We start from the raw sequence: 19,364 nt of genomic DNA, 5'->3' as shown, positions 1-19,364 counted from the left end.
TTGCCAACTCAGCTGGGTTGCCACCGCGTCCTACCGCATTACAGATCCATGACCTTCCCGACAGCTGAAGACGTTTCTCAGTGCATGAAGGTTTGGCTAAGGGAAGGTGCTTTCGCCGGTCACGCCTAACCAGGTTTCACTGCTTGTTAACTTATCTAGTCAAAAAATATATAGGTTTATATTTGTGTCCATAGATATAAGGAGCGCCGTAAATACTTCTGAAGTCTCGAACCGCGTTCCCAAGGCTCTCTAAAGATAGCGTCTCAGCTGTAGATAGTCGCATTATTATTTCTTCCCCAGTCAGCAACGCTTCTGGCTTGTCTTTTGGGTTTATATGATTTAGATAGCTATTCAATGATGGATGGTTTATATCGACCCATGCTATCTCGGGGTTATTTGATAGCTCCCATATGGTCTTGATCACTGGGCAGCCCGCAATAGTAGGTATGCCTTTGGCTCTCATAAACTCCTCAAAAAAGTAGAGCTCTGGGTTTATAGTTATGTATATTTCAGATGATAGATTGTCTGTAACTTTTGGCCTGCGCGGAAAAAGTGCTAGCGCTCGGAACGTATTATTTTGGTTTTTATATGATTTTTTGCTGAACTCTCTCATCATTGCAGGATATATTGGTGTTACATCCTGATAATGTTGTTTCAGAAGGCTAAGCATTCGAGGAACTATGCAGTGCTCTATGCTGTGCTCGCTCATCAAACTAGTCGCTGTAATTTTCTTTGTTTGTTTATTCATGCCTTGGCTCAAGGTGGAAATGGGAAGTTATGCTGGCTAATCCCGAAACGTTTACTTTGGCGCCTCGAGAGTCAATCACAACTGTTCATGCTTTCGGAAGAGTCTACGCTGTTTGATTTCGCTGTGATCGTCCAACCCTGCATCGCTCTGGTCGAGCATATTGACCAGGAGATCTCAGTGCGCTTTACCCAATCTAGACTGAATTTCCCTCCTGTGTGCTATTGGCCGACTCTGGTTATGCAGACCGTAATGAACTAGGAGCAGCCAGTGAGATACGTCTACAAAGCAGCTCCTCGTGAATGGTGCAGAGTGGAGCGGAGGCATTGGCCTCTAAAGCAGAATGGACAAGGGGGCTGCGGTGGGGGTAGCATCAAATTGCTATCTTGCGATTTGGCAACCTCCAGGGTGCCCTGGCGTTGCCCAAGACAATGGTCGTTTGGTCGACCGCCCTTTCACCAAGGATGAAGGCTGTGCAAACGAAGGACATTCTTGCTTCGACCCTTCTGTCTACCGGCATCGCATTGATGTTGGTGCTGGCTATTCTCCACTTTGCACCAATCAGCGAAATTTTGCTTACTCACCATCAGTATGTTCCAGCCAGAGATATCAAAGAATTGGAGCCATACGAGCAGATAGTGATAGAGAGAATGATTAGAGAGAAATCGTTAATCTCGGTAGATACATTGTGGTCTCTACAAGTTTCTTTTTATCAAACGATGATTAGTGTTTTGATCGCCTTGAACGCTGTAGTCGTTGGTGGGGCATTTGTTGTTATAAGGAGCTCTTCCAAAGCAGAGGTGGTTAAGGAATCTAAGGCTCATTTTGATGAGTTTTCGAAGGCTGGAGAATTGACGAAAATAATTGAAAGGAAGGCTAAAAAAGAACTTCAGAAGCTAAATGCTATATATGGAGACATGTTTGATGGTCTTTCAGCTCAGGAAGTTATAGTGTCAGAACATGAAAGTAGAATTAAGCTGTCTGAGGATGCTATAATAACGGTGACCAGTCGCTTGGCGGAGCTTGACAGAACTGAAAGCTCCGTTGGTGATGAGGGTAAGATTACTGAGTAGGTAAATATGGCCTTTATCCGAAAGAGCACAAAGCCGAAATTGCCCGATAGTTTTTCACAGGGTGAAGATTTATCGGTTGATGAAAGGCTTACTGTCACCCAGCTATTAGATCTCGCAAAGAGAAATGGTGTGGAAACCTCGCCTCTGGATGTGAAGGCGCTACTTTTGGTTTTAGGTATTGGATTAATCAGTATCCCCATGCGTGACGAAATTTCAGGAATGTTGACTCGCGCGGATAATGGCAAAGACTGGGTGGTTAAAGTAAATGCGTTGCATCACCCTAATAGACAGCGTTTTACCATTGCTCATGAAATAGCCCATTTTTCAAGACATAGATTCCAGCAAGCAGAGTTTGAGGATCTTAATTTTTTTCGGAATGGTGAGAGTAATCCGATGGAAGCTGAAGCCAATCGCTTTGCCAGCGAGCTTCTAATGCCAGAGTCGATATTTAGAGATAAGGTACGGGTGTTTTCTGGCAGTATTGAGGAAGTTGCGCTGTATTTTAGGGTGTCGACCTTGGCCGTGCGTGTGCGGGCTAAAAATTTAGGGATGAAAGGGCATGGATTGGAATAGCTTAGTTTATTTTCCCGTTCTAAAGACAAAGGATGCTGAGCTTCGAGCGATCTCGGCTGTCGACGAATCATATAGGCGGAAGATGCTTCCGGTGTATGAAATAACAAAGTCTAGGATTACAAAAAAGAACTCGGTTGGCGATATAATCAGGCGGCTGGATCAAATTAAAAGTATCCAAGGTAAGTTGCCCTATATATTAGATGTTACCACTGATAGCAAGCAGAAAAACTCGCAAATAGAAAGTATTCTTTCACCTGTTAATGGGTATGAGTGCTGGAAGAATTGGCTTGAGTTGAATTGTGGTGAACAAATAGTTCCTATGATTCATGTGAACTTTGAACTCGATGAAGATCTGGTTGAGGCTAAGGCTTTTGTTGCTTCTGTTACGAATAAGTACAAAAGGATGGCTTTGCGGTTGCCGGCTGATTTGCTTGAAGAAGAATACGAGCAAATAATTAATGCCATAGTTTCTGAGCTATATGATACTAAGCTTTATATAATTCTAGATGAAGGATGTATTAGGGATAGAGTAAAGGCATCGGTCTTCGGCTTGTCAGAAATTACCGATCTCTACCATAAGGCTTTTACTAAAATTTCAATGCTGCCAAATGCTGATAGCTGGCTAGAGCGAATAGTTTGCTTAACAGGCTCATTTCCTTACCTCGTTAAAGCGGAGGGTAAGGACGATAAGGGTTGCTTTGAGATTTTCGAACATTCCCTCTATCTTTCTTTGAAACACAATCGGCCTCTGTTACAGTTTGGTGACTTTGCATCTGTCAATGTTAAGCAGATTGAAATGCGAGGTGGAACTTTTGTTCCTCGGATAGATTTCTGTACGGATGAAAAATTTTATTACTATCGAAAGCGCAGGGATGCCGGATCTTATGTTTTATGCGCTAAGCAGGTGGTAGTTGACCCTAATTATTTTACCAACAAAAGCTGGGCTGATGATGAAATCTCCAGTGCCGCCTTGGGTAGCCCCTCAGGAATAAGTCCATCCTTCTGGATCTCAGTTAGAGTTTGTAACTATATGATTCGCAGGGTGAAATTATTAAGTGCCTAATCGGTTTGGAGGTAGGCTCAGTGAATACACGTCATCTAGGGTGAGGGTTTCGCTTATTTCATTTTTTAAATGAGCGGTTTGAGCGCCGTATTTATGAATTATATAATTTCTAAATGTGGTTTTTATCTCTTTGCGCTGTTTGCTTTTAGAGATTTTGGTGCAAATTTCAAGTTTGGATTTGCCCCTTATTTTGAAATCCCTGCGCAAGTGATCCATAGGCATGGCGTCTAAGGTTGTAATGATATCGAAATTTTTTATCTGCTTGGCTTTCCGTAGGCGGCTCAATCCGGAGGGTGCGCATTGATAGATGCCGACTCTTTCAGGAGTGATTTTTCTTATTGCGCCTATATGCTTGCTGTCACATATTACGTAAACGTAATCAAATAATTGCGCATATGATTTCAACTGCTCCTCCAGTCTGTCTATACGGTCAAAAGCAGACTTTATTTCGTACCCTATGACCATTCCATCTTCTACAGATATTGCGTCTGCACGGCGCCGTCCAAAATGAAATGCGTATTCAAAAAAGACAACTTCAGTTGTCTCCTTTTTCAGAAGGTGATGTGCAAATATACGTTTTATATCGGTTTCTCTCATTTTTCTAGATCTGAGCTGGTTGTGGTGGCGTTTTAATCTCGAATTTTTTTGGTGTATGATTTGATTGGTTTCGAGCTTCCAGTTTTCTTGCTTATCTAATATTACAGCAATAAATGTGACTAGTCAGTAGGCGTCGCACTGAAAGCTGATTGTCAAGCTATCGATTTGGCGTCTCTTGGTCAGTATGGTGAAAAGTATGATGAGACTCCGATAAATATTTAAAGTGTTCAATTTGCCATCCTATCTGTTGAGAGCTGGCGGATCGAAAAAAAGCTTTTCGGACCGGATTAAATTCATGCGAAAGCTTATGGAGTACAAATCGAAATTTGCTTTAGTGACTCGCGGCGTTGGGGCGTTGTAGTTGTTTTTAGTGGCCCCTCCCCAACCAAATTATCCCTCTAAAATCCGCCACTCTAAGCTTGGCCTATAGCGCTGTCGACGGTCTGTTCATTTATGTTCTCGAACGGCAAGATATCTAGTTCAACAGCTGGTAGGTCGGTTTGCTCTGTGCATTCATCTTATTCGTTTCATATTGTGTTTCATGAGTCGGTCCGACCATCGTGTTCTAAAGTGGTCGCTGTGTAGAGGCCAGCAGGATAACCATAGACTACCGGAGTAATTTACCTGCGTTCACCATCTGCCGAATCCACCAACCTTACTATCTTAGCCATGGCCAAGATTTTGACTAAAGTGGACGGGGGCCCTGCTGAAGGCGTGTGCGCACATTCAACCGGTGGTTGGCCTATCCTGCACTAGCCGCTCACGCCTGGTGTAATTTCGTCATGACGAAAACTGTAGGTGGAATCTACCCGCGTAAAACCCCGGTGCTTTGCCTATCCTGCACTAGTCCACCTACACCGTTACTACTTGGGGAGGGGACGGGTAATTGCACTCCACCTGACCACCCGTTTGCATTCACGTGCCGATCCATTTTCATTCGACCTGGACAGTCGTTTGCCTCGGATTTGTCCAGCACACTGGTTAACCCTGGCTGTCAGAAATCGGCCAGAAGTGGACGGTCTCTAAAACTAGGGACGGTTCACACTGGAATAGGTGGGCAGCCTCATTGAATAGACATGTACCCATCCTATAAATTGTCTAGCTCAAGGCTCGTCTGGTAGTGCCCGAGCCCTCTTCATCGATGACGAGGGTCAGGTTGATCCGGTGAGTGCGGTCAAAGCGTCGGATGTACTTTGGCAAGCTTTGCAACGTACCAGGTAGGCAAAGGATGGCGGTGCAACCTAGCTGAGATCGCAATCAGCACTTCCCAGGTGGTGTTGTGCCAAGCGAAATCCTCTGGGGAGGCGGCCTGGCTCGGCACGTTCACAGAAGCCTCAACCTCATCATCTGGCGTCGGCCGAAAGCCAGTCAGGGCACGTGATATGCCAATGGCATTCACGTAGGCATCGGAACCCGTCAGCATCTGCAGTGCCTTTTTGGGGAACCACCTTTCCTTGGTTACCCCTTCAAGATTTGGAACAATCTCCGCAGTCAATTGATCGAGGGCCTCCTGGTCGCCCAGCAGAGCAGCCATGGTTCCCAGGAGCGGCACCAAAGTCGTGGTTTTGAAGAATCGACCTCTTTGGGTTTCTTTCCCGGAGAACAGGGCCATGGCATCTTCAAGATCATCGGTATCCACCGGCATGATCCTGTTCCGATGCAGAGCGGCATCAAAGCGATCAATGCACTCACGCACCATGAGTTGGGTGCTGGCTGTATCACCCACGGCCATGATCGCGGTCATGGCTATCGAAAGGTCAATGGCTTGTCCGTCATAGACGGGTAGCAAGCATCCGTTGTGCGCGTTGATGAAGGACACCAGGCAGCCGTGCATGGCTCGGAGAGTTGCGGTATCGACCTTCAGGGACTGAAGCAACAGCAGTGTGGTGCCCAACCGGCCAAGCTCATCGCAAATCAAGTCGATGTAGAGCACCTGATCGGGGCGATAGCGGAGCATGCGTCTGCGGTTCAGGAGCGACGGCATCACGCGCTCGTAGTACCGTAATAAGGCGTTCGCATGGAGCCGAGCAAGCGTTTCGAAACGTTTGAGGAACTGAATGTCGGTCTGCAGGCCAAGCGTTATCGATTCGCTCCAGAGGCGTAGCAAAAGGTACTCACCTGCGAGCACGCCTGGTTTCTGATTACCCTCACTTTCGCCCCAGACGAGAAGCACAGCCCACCCCATGCCCGCTGCCGCTGCTCGCTTGTGGAAGCGGTTCGCACGCGTATTTTCTGACACGTCCTTGTCATCCCCAAGTGCGGCCATGCAGTCATCAACAAACCGAACGAATCTGGAGAATGAAGCCTGCGTATCCTCAAGCCCGGCCAAGGCTGCCCTCAGGTCGGATTTGCCTTTCCCGAGCAGCAAGGCATCGTCAAAGAGGTACTCCTCGATGTAGGGACTCAACTGATCCATGCCCCAGAAATCCAGCGAGCATAGAGGAGAGAATTCGACCACCTCCTTCGAGATTGCCGAGTAATCTGACTGTGCGTCTTGCTTGAGGATGCCGTTTGAAATCAGGACGATTCGCTTTTTTAGGCCCCGCAGAGGCTCTTGCAGCCGATTCCGGACGTACTCGGTATACGCTTGGCGGATGGAGGGCGAAATCGCCTGCTGAGTGCCATAGAAGTCGTTCCGGTTCACATTGCCAAATTTGATGATGAACAGGAAAACTTCCGTTTGCCCCTGAGCATCCTCCTTGGTGGACATAACGTCGACACCACCCTGATTCACGCCAATCTGGGCACGACTGTGCACCGAATGCCCCATCGCTTGGAGAAGCTCTGGAAGGAGTGCATCCAGCTCATCGCGCTCGCGAAGCCCCGAAAGGTAGTGTGAGAGAACCAGTTGGATGCTCATTGGTCAGCTTCCTTCCATAGGCTCATGATCTTCTGGTCATATAGCAATGGGTCGGCAATCCAGGTCTGAGGCAATTCAATACTCATTTCCTGCGTGAACATGGGGATCATCGCCTCGACGGTCTCGTGATCGTTCTGATATTCCACTGATACTTGGTTGGAATACTTGAAATGCTGCGCGGTCATGAACATTTCGAACAGGGATTCGCCGTGAGCCTTCTCCGCCACCGCCCGATTCTCATTCCGGCGAAGGTAGCTGAAGCTCCGCCGCATTTCCGATGACATCTGTAGCTCAGTGAGGTGGGGCAGGGCGTCCAAGGCGCTGCTTTCGGCGGACAGCCTTTCGCCCAGGTGCTTGGCGGGAGTTGACTGAGCAAGCGGTGAGGGATCTGCTTCAAGGAGACGTTTGCAGGTGGCTGGGTACTCTGTCGCCAAAAAATCGATGACCACACAGGTCGTTGCAGAAATCAGAGGGCTTGGGGGGAGGTCTTCGTTCAAGCTCAACACCCAGCCAAGTGATACTGGTACAGAAACGTTCAAGGCACACAATCTACGGGCCACAGCGCTGGTGGATGCCTCTGTGGCTCCGGACAGCGCGAACCTCACCAACTTGGGATGTTGGAGGTACTGGACGCTGACCTCGTGCGCCAACGCTTTGCTCAGCCTGTGGTGGCCTTTGTCACCGATCCATTCGCAGGCAGCCAGGACAAACAAGTCAGTAGACGCAACCCGATGGAGGCAGTTCTTTGCCTCATCTACCAGGGTGTTGGCCTCAACTCCGGAGGTTTCCGCCTCGCGCCAGAGGGCATAGAACTCGCCCAGCAAGGCCTCACCATCTTGCTCAAGGTTGGCTCTGTAAAGGCGTAGGTAAAAATCGTTGAACCGGATCATGTCCATGTGAATTGGCTCCGAGGGCGTCGGTAGGTACGCATTAGGATGATACTACGCCGCCCCGTGGCTGCCCCAACGCTGATTCGCCAGTAAAGCATTGACCGGTAGAGAATCGTGGAGCAACCAATGACTACAATCGGCCGTTTGAATCGCCCCAGATTTCTTAAATAGTGAATGTCCGCTTTTGGCCGGTTCACTGCCGGTCATGGTTGCTAGGGGGGGCAAATCCGTTGCAAATGGCTGGTTAGGTCGATTGCAAATGAGTCATCAAGTCAGGGCAAATACCCAGACGTCAGCGGATCTGGAGAAGTGGCTCCAGCCAGCGGCGTGTTCAGCTAGTCTTCCCACACCAGTACTCAAGGACGATCTCCATGCCAGATAACTCTGAAGCCAACATAGCCACAGCGGACGCTCTCACATTGCTCCTGCACAACAAGCACGCCCTAGCAGCAGCCCTTGAAGAAGTGACCAAATGGATCTCAGAAATGGGGGTGGAAAGTGTCGCCGCTAACGCAACGGGGGCCCTAGAAACACTGGACAAGAATGCACGAGCCATCACCGATGTGATTCTGCGCCTACGCCAGTTATAGGGCATCATCGAACGCCCCGCTGCCCCCTTGCAGATACCGAAATGGATTCTGCTGAATCAACCTGTAATCTGTCTGGTCAAGTCGGTCCTAACTGCGACCGGTGAATTATATCGATTCTGCTGGATCGTCCGTAACGGCGGTGTGCTCCCAGTATTCCGGCGCTTGGCCTGTCCTGCCTTAGCCCTCCGTAGCGCCTGCACATTGTGTTTTTTCGTCATGACGAAATTTTCGCCGCTAATGAGAGAAGCGGTTTTGCTCACTCAGAATGAGCCTGTATGACGAAGTCACGGCGTCTTGCCTATCCTGCACTAGTCCATCTACGCGTTTGCTACCTTGGTTATGAGGAGAGAGCAGACGATTGAGACTGCCTTAGGAGGTAGACCGGTGTAGTGGGTGTCACATTCCCGGCGAACGCCTATCCTGCTGTAGCCCTCCCTAGCACCTTCGTGATCCGATTTTTTCGTCATGACGAAATTTCTATTGGCTACGAGCATTAGGGATTGCTCGATTGTTTTTATCTTGCCTCGTATTAAGGAACGGAGGTGGTAGTAACTGTGATGCTGCGGTATTGAGCAAGCGTTGTGTAATACGCTTTAACGGCGTCTGCCTATCCTGCAATAGCCCTCTCAGGCCTCCAATCCTTAGTCATGACGAAGGAATGCCGAGCTTGGGGAAAGAAACGTGGTTTTGCAGAACGCGAACAAGAAGTGTCGAGTGAATTGTGAAGCAAAATGGAATGGATCAGACTGCGCGCCCTTCGGGCTTGCCCAAAGGGGCGCTGCGCCTCTGGACTCTCCGCCCTCGCCGGTAGCAGGGTTGCAGGAGGAAAAACTCTCCAGCAATCCCGCCCGAAGGGTGCGGGCACTCCATCGGCATCAAGGGTACGCTTCGCCGGCATCCTCGCCCGGTCCACTCGCTACGCTCGCGGCTGCGGCCTCCGGTTCCGCCCTTGACCCCGATTACAGCCAGAAAGCGGTAGAGACTCTGGAAACGGCATTTTCCAACCATCCCGATGCGCGCTTCGCCAGCTCAAGGGGCTCGAACGGGTAGGAACTAATGCGCCTGTTCGATTCTTCGGACAGCCTCTCTTAAATCATCGAGGAATCGGATGGTCATGTCTGGGCCAACCTGGCTGACCGAAAATTGGACGACTAATTGTCCAAGTCCTGCCATTAAGATCTGCGCAGGAATGTCGGGATTCTCATTTGCAAAGCGTTCCATTACGTCAACCATTTGATTTTGCAGCTTAGTGGCTTTGTCGCGCATAGCAAGTGAGAGCTTTGATGATGTCATGGGTTTTCTCCAGGATGATCGAAAAGAAGGTGCGCGTTATTATCGAGCCGGTGTCCCTTCTCGAAAATTTCGTCATGACGAAATTTTTAGCTGTGATCTGGACCGTTCGCAGTCGTCGGAGGCATTGATACTAGGTGGTGTCTTTGCTCGATCGACCTAGTTTCTTCACGCAATCGTCTTGTGTTGGCTTACCGGGTAAAATTTAAATCATGTGGATTGGACGGTAGGGCTGGCTGATGGACAAAAATCATCATCCCCAAATCTCTGATGCTGAACGGCGTCGTAGAGAGGAAGCGGTTAAATACGCACGCTCATCCGTTGGCTTAGAGGGTTTCCAACTCAGCAAGGCCGACGAGAAACGCGCAAGGCGTTTCATCAATGGAGAAATTGATTTGACTGAGTTCGTGAAATGTCGCGATGGGGCAGGCTAGGAACCGTAGGGTCACTTCCTACGACAAAGCTAGCGCTGGATGTTGATCGTGCGCCGGAATCGGCGTCAAGGGCGGCACCGGAGGCCGCAGCCGCGAGCGTAGCGAGTGGACCGGGCGAGGATGCCGGCGAAGCGTACCCTTGATGCAGATGGAGTGCCCTTACCCTCAGGGCAGGGATGCAGGGGCGCTTTACTCCCTGCACCCCTGCCTCCCGGCGAGGGCAGGTGTCCAGAGGGGGCAGCGCCCCTTTGGGTAAGCCCGTAGGGCGCGCAGCGGTAATGACTTCAACTACCTTTAACGGAGCCACCCGTTGCGGGGCCCCAGTTCTTCCCAAGGTTTTGCAAGACGTGCTGACGGTAGGCCGGATTCCAAACTGTATTGCCTGCCACCATGTGGTTGGTGCGACCTGCTGTGACCATCATCCCGGACTGCATATCACGCCGCGTCGTTTTCGGATTGACAACGTTCCCAACGGCATCGGCCATGTTGCGGAAGGTGACAGCTCCGAACGAAATACCTCCGGCCAAGGATGAGCCCAGCCCGCTCGTTTTCTTAAGTGCAAAGAATATGAGGAGGGCTGTCGCCAGAATTTGGGAAAAAGAGGTGATGGGGTTGTCATCGCCTACGACAATTACCTGATCGAAAAGGTGTTTGAAGAGGGCAACCCCGACAGTGACAACCACCATCGCGATGGCGATCTCCAAAGCGAATGAAAGCGCTTGCTGGAACCAGCGGTCGAACCACTGGGCAGTGACGGGGAACATAAGTGCAGCGATGAATATGGGGCCGATTCCCAGCAGCACGCCCAGGCCAAGCTTAGCCAGAATTATGGTTGCTGCGGCCGGCAGATGGATCAGAAACACTGCCAGCGCCATCAGAAGCGCGTTTAGGGCATCCCAGAACATTTGTCCCAGCTCATAGAACTCCCGTTTTGCCGCTTTGCCGAGCATGTCATAAGCAACGTTGAGCCCTTTGTTCATCGATTCGTCCAGCACCTGATAGATATTGGTGGAGTGCGCATTCGATGTGGACACAATGTTGGCTAGACCACTTTCTAATCCGTGAATCGCCGATACTACCGTTGCTGTATAGGAATCTGCCGTCATGCAAAAAGCAGCGATGATGCTGATCTTGATGCATTGTTTGAGGAACGTTGGAAAAGGCGCTTCCATCGCGCCGGAGCTGATCGCATAGCCTGTCAACGTGATGTAGAGAGTGACGCAGGTAAGTATCGTCAACTGAAAACCCAAAATCACATTCGATGCCGTTTGCGAAACGAAGGTGCTCAGCATCGCGTCCAGGCTTCCGCCGATCCATTGAAATACGGTCCACTCCATGTCACTGGCCTCCTTTCAGTGGATTGGATGGGACCAACCTGAGGTAGTCCCGTTTATCGACCGCTAGATGATTGTCCGCGGTTTTGGCGTTGATACAGTTCGGCGTCGTTGCCAGTTCGCCCGGATTTTCCTCACACTTGAGGATCATGCCTTTACGTTCCGCATCGTGATTCTTGTACCAGTCAACGGTTTGAACTGGCGTGCTTTCGCCACAGCCGGCCAGGATGACTGCGACCGCGAGAACGAAGGAGACCTTTTTCATTTCTTCACTCCCGATGTAATGGGCTGCGGCATTGCGCGCAGGGCATGCGCTACCTCGGCTGCCGTAATGATGTGTCGAGCTGCAAGAAATCGGAGTGCGGATTCAGCTATGCCGGCATGAGTGGGGTTGGTGAATCGTTCGCGACCGTTGAAGTAGCCCATACCCACCGCTGCGATACTTGAAATGACCGCATAGAAGCAGCACTCCCAGCTTTCGAATCCTCTGGTGGGCAGGTCAAGCCAGTCATATGCAGCCCAGAAAATAACCAGTGAGGCCCAGGAGGTCCCAATTACGTCGAAATTGAAAACCTGCCACTCCCGGCGATAGGCGGCCTTGAGCTTTCCGAAGCGGCGCACGGCCAGCCAAAAGCTGATAATTAAGCTCGCGTAAAAGCTCGCGACGGCAATGGAAAGAACATAAAAAATTGGCATTGCATTCCCCTTACTGGTCAAGTGGGTTGAAGGTTTGCAATCTCGAATGCCCGCGCTTATCGACGAGCTGCGCATTGATTTCTCGCTGTTGTTGCCTCTGCAAGCGGTCTTCGGCCTGGGCCACCATCTGGTACATCTGGAGCTTGGTTTGCTCGTTCTGAATCATCGCTTGCTCGGCCGAAATCCGACTCTGTAGCTCTGCGATAGCCTTGGGATCTGCGGTGTCGTTGATCTTTCCCATCAGCTGGTCGATCTGCCTCAAGCGGCCTTTGGCTGCGTCGTAGGCGTCCAGGGCGAAAGCCTTGTCTTGCGACGGCTTTACCGCCTGGGCTTGGCATGAGGTTTTCTGCTGGGTTGTCGTGAACTGCGAGCAGGCGTCGTAGACCTTTCTGTCGTTGTAGATCTGGGCCGCCCTTCCACTCAAGCCGGCATAGCCGCCGCTCTGTACTGAGTCGTAGACCTGCTGCCAGTCTTGCGGCAGGTAATCGCGAAGAGCCGGGTTATTCATGATGGTGCCCAGGCCACGCGATCCGGTGATCGACTGGTATTGCTGTTTCATCTGGTCGATTTGCGAAGTCATCTGCTCGACTTGCTGTGCCCAGCGCGCTGTGTTGGCCGCGAATTCGGCCATGGTCATTGGCGAGTCACTTGCCTGGGTTGTCACCGTTACGGGAATTTGAGCGTAGGCGGCCGGCAACATGGTGATGCTGACGATGAAAGTGAGAGAGACAGAGAAATCCTTCATGGTTGCCACTCTTTTTGTTGAGATGAAAAAACGGCGGTCACGCTTTCCGCTCGATCCGTAGAAGACGAACCCCTTAATCCAAGCAACGCTTTAATCTCCTGCATATGACATTGAGCACGATAAGGTGAGCTTGGCGCTGCTTTGATTGGCTTGGCAGATTTTGAAGTGGTTGATGCATTGCGCTTGGCTGCAATGGCTAGTGCTCCCACTGGGTTGAACTCACCTTTCTTGCATCGAGAAACCACAGCTCTAAACCATCTGCTAGGGCTTGTTCTGATGCTTTGCGCTTCCAATGCACTCGCAAGTTCGTCGAGCAATTCTTGCGCCCTTTTCTGAGGTATCCCTGCTAGCAAATCTGCAATAGCGTTTTTTTCGGACTCTGATAGGCGAGGCCATATCAGCGATTCGCGGTTGGTGTTTGAATTCACCGTATCTGTTGTAGTGGTATTTATCTTTTTGGTTCTTTCGTAATTGGTAGAACGTCTAGTTGGTATATCCCCAGTTCCTCCATGCGATGGCTTGCCACCCTCTGGTCCACCAGTCTGTGGAGAACCATCCCCTGGTTTTGTAGGGGATGGAATCTCTGGAGTGTCGGTGACTACGTGGAACCATACGAATTTCCCATGTTCACCCTGTACACGCTCTTGCTGGAAGTAGCCTGTATTTTGTAGTTCCCAGCGAACCTTCGACCACTGCTGCTCGCTAAGTCCGAATAGTCTACGTATAGGGCCGATTCGCAACTCAAATTCAGGACTGCGCCCAAGCATCCATGACAGGACAATACGGGCTCTCCAGCTCAAGCGTCTGTCAGTCAAAATGTCGTCGGGGACCGACGAATACGCACGGCGTTTTACTCTGATCGCCGAGCTTGGTTGCGGCTCTTTGCGATCGTCCTGTTTCATTGATGCGTTTCCTGGGAAGTGCTGTCGCTATCCAGTGCAAGGGCATCTTTAACCTGTAGTGTGCGGAAATAGACTCGGCGTCCCACCCTCATCATCGTGGGATGTAGTTTTCGGGACACATCAGTATTTGAGTAAAGAGCTACTCGAACTCCATCTGGAGAGCGTCCCAATAGCGAAGCAATATCCGCGATGCTCATAAGCGGGCCAAATCGCTCGAGCATGTATTCTTCTGTTGTCATTTGTAAGTCCACCTAAGTTATGGGTAAGTGGACGTATTCTTCTGCTTGGTGTTTGTTTGGTCAAATGCTGGAACGTCGCTCTCTTGACCATGTTGATCTATTGGTAATTTCCAAGAATAGATATTTGTGTTTGCCAAAATATATTGTTTTGGTTTTTTGTTACTTGTCGGGTGGGTTTAATTATTTGTATATCAGCTAGTTGCGAAATTTATTGATGTGGTCGTCTAGATAGAAATATTTCATGCAGTTTTTAATTTTTTTATCCGATCTAGCCGGCCTACCAGATCTTCAGCCCGGAGATGGGTGTAGCGTTTCAGCATTTGCATGGATTTATGCCCACTGATAGCTGACACCTCCTGATCAGAAAGTCCTCCCTCAACGAATCGACTAACCGCCTCATGTCGTAAGTCGTGAAAGCGCAAGTCAGGCATTCCGAACTTCTTTTTGAGCACTCCCCAGATTTTGGTAAACGCATAGGGACGTCGTTTTCCGTCCTTCCCAGGCTCGCCGAAGAATACAAGATCGCAATCCTGTGGCCGGGTAGGGTTCTCAAGTGCGGCCTGGAAAGTCGCCGTTGCCAGCCTGCTTAGAGGAACAGTACGTGCGCTGTCGTTCTTGGTATCTGAGAGGCGGACCACGCGTCTTTTGAGATCGATTTGGTGGCGACGTAGGCCTGTGATTTCCGAAGAGCGCATTCCCGTTTCCAGAGCGATACGGACGATCCACCCAAGCATGGGGTTGCTGTGGTTGTTCACGGCTGCCAGTAGTCGTCGTTCCTCCTCTGGGGATAGACGACGGTCACGACCTTCGCCTGGGCTCGGCTTACGAATATTGAGCACAGGGTTAAAGGTTAGTCCAAGGCCCCACTCTTGAATCGCAACCGTGAACAGGTGGCTCAGTAAAGCTAGCTCCAGCCGCACGGTGTTGTTACTCGTGGGATTGCCGCGGTTGGTGAGTGAGCCCAGTCGGGTATCGCGATAGTTGGCGATCACTTCGGACGATAACGCCGCGAGGGAATACTTCCCCAGGTGGCGTATCAGTTGCTGCGCCTTGGTTGCTTCCGCTCTCTGCGTTGTGGGCTTCTTGGTAGGGCTCACTTCACGTAGGTATTGCTGAAGCGCCTTCTCGAGCGTCAGTCGCTCGGAGCCACTGCGTTGGATGTACACGCCGCGCACCATTTCGTCTTCGGTGCGTCGTGACCAGTCTTCGGCGTCGCGTTTGGTGCGGAAGGTTTTGGCGTTGGTCGGCCATCCGGTTTTGCGGATTACGGCCTTCCAGGTGCCGGCAGGGGTTTTGACGATTGTGGCCATATGAAGGACTCCAAAGGCGTGCAAGCGAAGCCGCACTGTACCTAATTTGTACCTTTGGACCATAGGACTGTATCCGCGATGGTTCCGCCAGAAACGCAAAAGCCGCGCAATGCGCGGCTTTGGAGTTGGTGGGCCCACACGGACTCGAACCGTGGACCAAAGGATTATGAGTCCTCTGCTCTAACCAACTGAGCTATGGGCCCTCAGTAGGCCGCGGATTATAGCGACGGTTTCTCGGCTGTGCTATCCGAAAAATCCGATACGGTTACACATAGAAACGTTGCGGCAAATTCTTCGGCACACAGGGGCAGACTGACGATGTAGCCCTGGATCTGTTCGCAGCCTTCATCGGCGAGGAATTGTTGTTGGGCCTGGGTTTCGACGCCTTCGGCGATGATGGTGAATTGCATGCTGCGGCCCAGGGCGATAATTGCCCGTACGATGGCCGCATCATGGGGGTCATCGGGCAGGCCGCGGACGAAGGACTGGTCGATCTTGAGGATGTCCAGCGGCAGGCGCTTGAGATAGCTCAGGGAGGAATAGCCGGTGCCGAAGTCATCGATGGCCAGCTGCACGCCAAGTTTTTTCAGTTGGTGCAAAACCGCCAAGGCTTCTTCGGCCTGGCTCATGATGAAGTTTTCGGTAATCTCCAGTTGCAATAAGCCCGGCTCGAGATGGTTTTCCCGCAGAAGTTGTTCGATGCGACCCAGCAGGTTGGGTTGCCGCAGTTGGACGCCTGCCAGGTTCACGGACAGGGGGCCGAGGCTCTCATGGATGCTGTTCCATTCGCTGAGCTGCCGGCAGGCGGTTTCCAACACCCAATCGCCGATCTGCAGGATCATCCCGTTTTCTTCGGCCAGGGGAATGAAGTGTTCGGGGGGCACGTCGCCAAAGGTCGGATGGGTCCAGCGAATAAGCGCCTCGGCGCCCACCAGACGGTTGTCGGCCAGGCTGATTTTCGGCTGGAAAGACAACGACAGCTCGTTGCGCTCGATCGCCCGTCGCAGTTCATGTTCCAGCGCCACCCGCTCACTGGCTTGGGCCGTGAGGTCGCGGGTGTAGCTTTCTACCCGGTTACGACCCTTGGCTTTGGATCGGTACATCGCCGCGTCGGCGTTCTTGACCAGCGTGGCCACGTCACAGCCATCTTGCGGATACAGGCTGGTGCCGATACTGGCGCTGATGAAAAATTCGTGTTCACCCGCCTGGAACGGCGCGGCAAAACAGTTCAGGAGTTTTTGAGCGATATGCTCGGCGTCGCTGGGCTGTTGCAGGCCGGGCAGCAGGATGATGAATTCGTCGCCCCCCAGGCGCGCTACTGTATCGATATCACGTAGCTGCTCGCGCAGCCGCACGGCGATGCCCTTGAGGAGCAGGTCGCCGACCGGGTGCCCGAGGCTGTCGTTGATGTGCTTGAAGCGGTCCAGGTCGAGAAACAACACTGCGCCCTGGCCGCCGTTTTCCTGTTGGTTGTTCAGGGCTGTGAGCAGGCGGCTTTCGAACAAGGTGCGATTCGGCAGGCCGGTGAGCGGGTCGTGGTGTGCCTGGTAATCGAGTCGGGCCTGGGCATGCTTGAGGCTGGAGATATCGGCAAAAACCGCGACGAAGTGAGTGATCTGCTGGTCCCGATTGCGCACGGCGCTGATCGTCAGCCAACTGGGGTATAGCTCGCCATTTTTGCGCCGGTTGGAAATCTCCCCCTGCCAATGGCCCTCCGCCGTCAACTGATGCCACATCGCGGCGTAGAAGGCGCTGTCATGCAGGCCGGAGGCCAGTAAACGAGGCGTGTGCCCCAACGCTTCGCTTTCGCTATAGCCGGTGATTTCGGTGAAGGCACGGTTCACGGCGTTGATGTGCTGTTGCGTGTCGGTGATCAGGACGCCCTCGGCGGTGCTTTCGAACACCGTGGCCGCCTGTTGTAGTTTCTCCTGCATGAAGTGGCGCTCGGTGATGTCCCGGGCGATGGTCAGCATGCAATCTTCATTGCCAATGGGCAGGGGACGGCTGGACACCTCGCAAAGTCGGATCTGTCCGTCATTGCGGCGGATATGGCAACTGAAATCCTTTACGAAACCGTCCCGTTGCAGCAGGTCGAGCATCTGTTTGCGTTCGTTGAGATTGACCCAGATGCCCAGGTCCAGCGTGGAGCGGTCGACTGACAGGGCGCTGTTGAAACCGGTGATGCGGCTGAAACCTTCGTTGACTTCTATCAGCAGGCCGTCGCTTTGCCGGGACAGCAGCAGGCCGTCGGGAGAAGCATGAAACGCCTTTGCGAATTTCTCTTCAGAGGTCTGCAGCTGTTGCTGGGTTTCCTTGAGCTGGCTGATGTCTCGCACAACCACGACCAGGGCGGGTGTAGTGTCGAGATCGAAGGGTTCGGCCGAGATCAATCCGGTAAAAATCTGGCCATTACTGCGTCGAAAGGGCATCTCCAGATTGCGAATGCTCCCGGCCTGCAGACGCTGCAACAGGCCCGGCCCCACGCCCTGGATGCCCCAGATTTTCAGGTCCGTGGCGTTTTTGCCTATGACGTGATTGGCATTGATGCCGATCTGCTCTTCAAAGGCTTTGTTGACTTCCAGTAGGCAGCCATCCTGCAGGCGCGCGATCACAAGGATGTCAGGACACTGACGAAACACCGAGGCGAATTTTTGTTCGGAGAGACGCAACGCTTCTTCGGTGTGCTTGGCTTCACTGATGTCGATCATCAAGCCACGCATCAGCGGTTCATGGCCGTGCTGGATCAGGCTGACAATATCCCGTACCCACAAGCAGCGACCGTCAGCGGTGATCACCCTGTAATCGACACAATGATCGCGCCCGGCAAGTACTTCTTGATCGCAATAAGTCTGGGCGCGGGTGAGGTCGGCCGGATGGATGATGTTGCGCCAGAAACCGGGGATGAGCCAATGGGCAAGGGGATACCCCAGCAGTTCTTCGGCGTGGGGCGAGACGTAGCTGTAGGTGTAATCGCTGACCTTCGCTTCCCATGCGATGGCTGAAAGACTCTCGACCAATCCGCGGTAATGGTATTCGCTGCTGCGCAGCTCCTGTTCCAAGTCGACTCTTCGAGCAATTTCCGAGCTGAGACGGCGATTGATGCGAATCACCACCGCCAGGATGCCGATCAGCAAAAGCAGCCCTGGCAGGCCATACAGCAACAGGTCTGACCAGAGCTGCCGATAATCACGTACGTTGCCGATCCACTTTTCCTGGATCTCGCTGATTTCTGCCGCAGACATATCCGCCATCACTTTGTCCAGGATGCCGACGAGCAACTTGTTTTCCTGCGGGACGGCCATGGCCAACTGATAACGGTAAGGGGTTTCCCCGCTCACATAGAGCCCATCGAGCTTGAGTTGACGCAGGCTCCAGACGCTGGAAGCGAGGTCGCCCACCACGGCATCCACCTGATCGGTCGCCAGAGCCTGCAAGGCCGAGCTGACGTTGGGCAGCGCAACCAGGTTCAGGTCGGGATGGTGATTGCGCAACAGTTCGTGTGGGGCATAGTTTTCCACCACGGCGATCTTCAAGCCATACAGATCCTCGAGCTTGCGCGGTTGGGCGCCGCCGTGATGGGCGAGGATGACGATGGGAAAGTCCAGGTAAGGACGAGTGAAAGCCAAGTAGTTCTGGCGCTCAGGTGTGGACATGATGCCTGGTAGAAGATCAATTTTGCCCTGCGCGACTTGCTCCAGCACCGCGGTCCAGCTGACTGGCTCGATGGGTGTCAATGTGATCGCCAGTCGCTGGCGGATGATATCGACGTAGTCGGCGGCCAAGCCTTGGTAGCGACCCTGGTCGTCGCGGAATTCGAACGGCGGCCATGAGGCATCGACGCCCAGGCGCAGGTCGGGGTGGTCCTTGAGCCAGCGGCGCTCTTCATCGGTGAGCGTCAACGCACCGGCCGTTGCGGTCCAGGTCATCAGTGACAGCAAAAGCATGGCCGTCAGTCTGGGCATCACGGTCTCGTCTTGGCGTGGGGAGGATGTTTCGAGTGTAGACGGGCAAAAGGGCGGGGGT

Annotated in this window: 17 protein-coding genes and 1 tRNA gene; 5 read left to right on the top strand and 13 right to left on the bottom strand. The window is 52.2% G+C overall.

The annotated features are described in order from the left end of the window. Positions 1-151 precede the first annotated feature (151 nt). Entirely contained in the window at positions 152-748 is a 597-nt protein-coding gene (locus VQ575_RS24330; RefSeq protein WP_325918564.1) for a hypothetical protein, read from the bottom strand. Between the two features lie 461 nt (positions 749-1,209). Here VQ575_RS24330 and VQ575_RS24325 point away from each other — a divergent pair, with 461 nt between their 5' ends. The 3 genes from VQ575_RS24325 to VQ575_RS24315 are packed head-to-tail and all read left to right on the top strand — an operon-like array spanning position 1,210 to position 3,454. Next, entirely contained in the window at positions 1,210-1,818 is a 609-nt protein-coding gene (locus VQ575_RS24325) for a hypothetical protein (protein ID WP_325919909.1), read from the top strand. Between the two features lie 6 nt (positions 1,819-1,824). Continuing rightward, the gene (locus tag VQ575_RS24320) at positions 1,825-2,391 is read left to right on the top strand and encodes an ImmA/IrrE family metallo-endopeptidase (protein WP_325918562.1); all 567 of its coding nucleotides are present in this window, start codon (positions 1,825-1,827) and stop codon (positions 2,389-2,391) included. Then, the gene (locus VQ575_RS24315; protein WP_325918560.1) at positions 2,378-3,454 is read left to right on the top strand and encodes a beta family protein; all 1,077 of its coding nucleotides are present in this window, start codon (positions 2,378-2,380) and stop codon (positions 3,452-3,454) included. Before VQ575_RS24320 ends, VQ575_RS24315 begins: the two co-directional genes overlap by 14 nt. Here the strand turns inward: VQ575_RS24315 and VQ575_RS24310 are convergent. The 3 genes from VQ575_RS24310 to VQ575_RS24300 form a co-directional block, all read right to left on the bottom strand. Next, positions 3,443-4,051 (bottom strand): sce7726 family protein, encoded by a 609-nt coding sequence (locus VQ575_RS24310; RefSeq protein ID WP_325918558.1) that lies wholly within the window; start codon positions 4,049-4,051, stop codon positions 3,443-3,445. The genes VQ575_RS24315 and VQ575_RS24310 overlap by 12 nt on opposite strands. Positions 4,052-5,225: 1,174 nt before the next feature. After that, positions 5,226-6,911 (bottom strand): hypothetical protein, encoded by a 1,686-nt coding sequence (locus tag VQ575_RS24305; protein WP_325918557.1) that lies wholly within the window; start codon positions 6,909-6,911, stop codon positions 5,226-5,228. Next, on the bottom strand, positions 6,908-7,807 hold the full coding sequence (locus VQ575_RS24300; RefSeq protein ID WP_325918556.1) for a hypothetical protein: 900 nt from the start codon (positions 7,805-7,807) through the stop codon (positions 6,908-6,910). The genes VQ575_RS24305 and VQ575_RS24300 overlap by 4 nt, the downstream gene beginning before the upstream one ends. A 365-nt stretch (positions 7,808-8,172) precedes the next feature. On the opposite strand from VQ575_RS24300, the gene VQ575_RS24295 reads away from it, so the two are divergent. Then, positions 8,173-8,391, top strand: a complete 219-nt coding sequence (locus VQ575_RS24295; RefSeq protein ID WP_325918555.1) for a hypothetical protein — start codon at positions 8,173-8,175, stop codon at positions 8,389-8,391. Between the two features lie 1,053 nt (positions 8,392-9,444). On the opposite strand, the gene VQ575_RS24290 is transcribed toward VQ575_RS24295, so the two are convergent. Next, complete coding sequence (locus VQ575_RS24290; RefSeq protein WP_325918554.1) at positions 9,445-9,684, bottom strand: hypothetical protein; 240 nt, start codon at positions 9,682-9,684, stop codon at positions 9,445-9,447. 236 nt (positions 9,685-9,920) lie between these two features. Between VQ575_RS24290 and VQ575_RS24285 the strand changes: the two genes are divergently transcribed. Next, a complete protein-coding gene (locus VQ575_RS24285) occupies positions 9,921-10,115 on the top strand; it encodes an antitoxin VbhA family protein (protein WP_325918553.1) in 195 nt (64 codons plus the stop codon). Positions 10,116-10,399: 284 nt separating this feature from the next. On the opposite strand, the gene VQ575_RS24280 is transcribed toward VQ575_RS24285, so the two are convergent. From VQ575_RS24280 to VQ575_RS24240, 8 genes are all read right to left on the bottom strand, one after another. Further along, entirely contained in the window at positions 10,400-11,452 is a 1,053-nt protein-coding gene (locus VQ575_RS24280) for a TrbL/VirB6 family protein (protein WP_325918552.1), read from the bottom strand. Position 11,453: 1 nt separating this feature from the next. Next, positions 11,454-11,714 carry an EexN family lipoprotein gene (locus VQ575_RS24275; protein ID WP_325918550.1) on the bottom strand — a complete coding sequence of 87 codons (261 nt, stop codon included), beginning with the start codon at positions 11,712-11,714 and terminating at the stop codon, positions 11,454-11,456. Next, positions 11,711-12,145, bottom strand: a complete 435-nt coding sequence (locus tag VQ575_RS24270; protein ID WP_325918548.1) for a hypothetical protein — start codon at positions 12,143-12,145, stop codon at positions 11,711-11,713. The genes VQ575_RS24275 and VQ575_RS24270 overlap by 4 nt, the downstream gene beginning before the upstream one ends. 10 nt (positions 12,146-12,155) lie before the next feature. Beyond that, entirely contained in the window at positions 12,156-12,890 is a 735-nt protein-coding gene (gene virB5 / locus VQ575_RS24265) for a P-type DNA transfer protein VirB5 (RefSeq protein ID WP_325919908.1), read from the bottom strand. Beyond that, a complete protein-coding gene (locus tag VQ575_RS24260; protein WP_325918546.1) occupies positions 12,887-13,792 on the bottom strand; it encodes a hypothetical protein in 906 nt (301 codons plus the stop codon). The genes virB5 and VQ575_RS24260 overlap by 4 nt, the downstream gene beginning before the upstream one ends. A 478-nt stretch (positions 13,793-14,270) precedes the next feature. Then, positions 14,271-15,341 (bottom strand): tyrosine-type recombinase/integrase, encoded by a 1,071-nt coding sequence (locus tag VQ575_RS24250; protein ID WP_325918544.1) that lies wholly within the window; start codon positions 15,339-15,341, stop codon positions 14,271-14,273. Between the two features lie 126 nt (positions 15,342-15,467). Continuing rightward, positions 15,468-15,544, bottom strand: a tRNA-Ile gene (locus tag VQ575_RS24245). A 15-nt stretch (positions 15,545-15,559) separates the two neighbouring features. Continuing rightward, positions 15,560-19,303: a bifunctional diguanylate cyclase/phosphodiesterase gene (locus VQ575_RS24240; protein WP_039590753.1), complete on the bottom strand. Its 3,744-nt coding sequence runs from the start codon at positions 19,301-19,303 to the stop codon at positions 15,560-15,562. Between the last annotated feature and the right edge of the window lie 61 nt (positions 19,304-19,364).

The sequence above is a fragment of the Pseudomonas frederiksbergensis genome, assembly GCF_035751725.1.
Classification (GTDB): domain Bacteria; phylum Pseudomonadota; class Gammaproteobacteria; order Pseudomonadales; family Pseudomonadaceae; genus Aquipseudomonas; species Aquipseudomonas frederiksbergensis_A.
The sequence above is the reverse complement of the archived record's forward strand: the minus strand, read 5'-3'. Positions and strand labels throughout refer to the sequence as shown.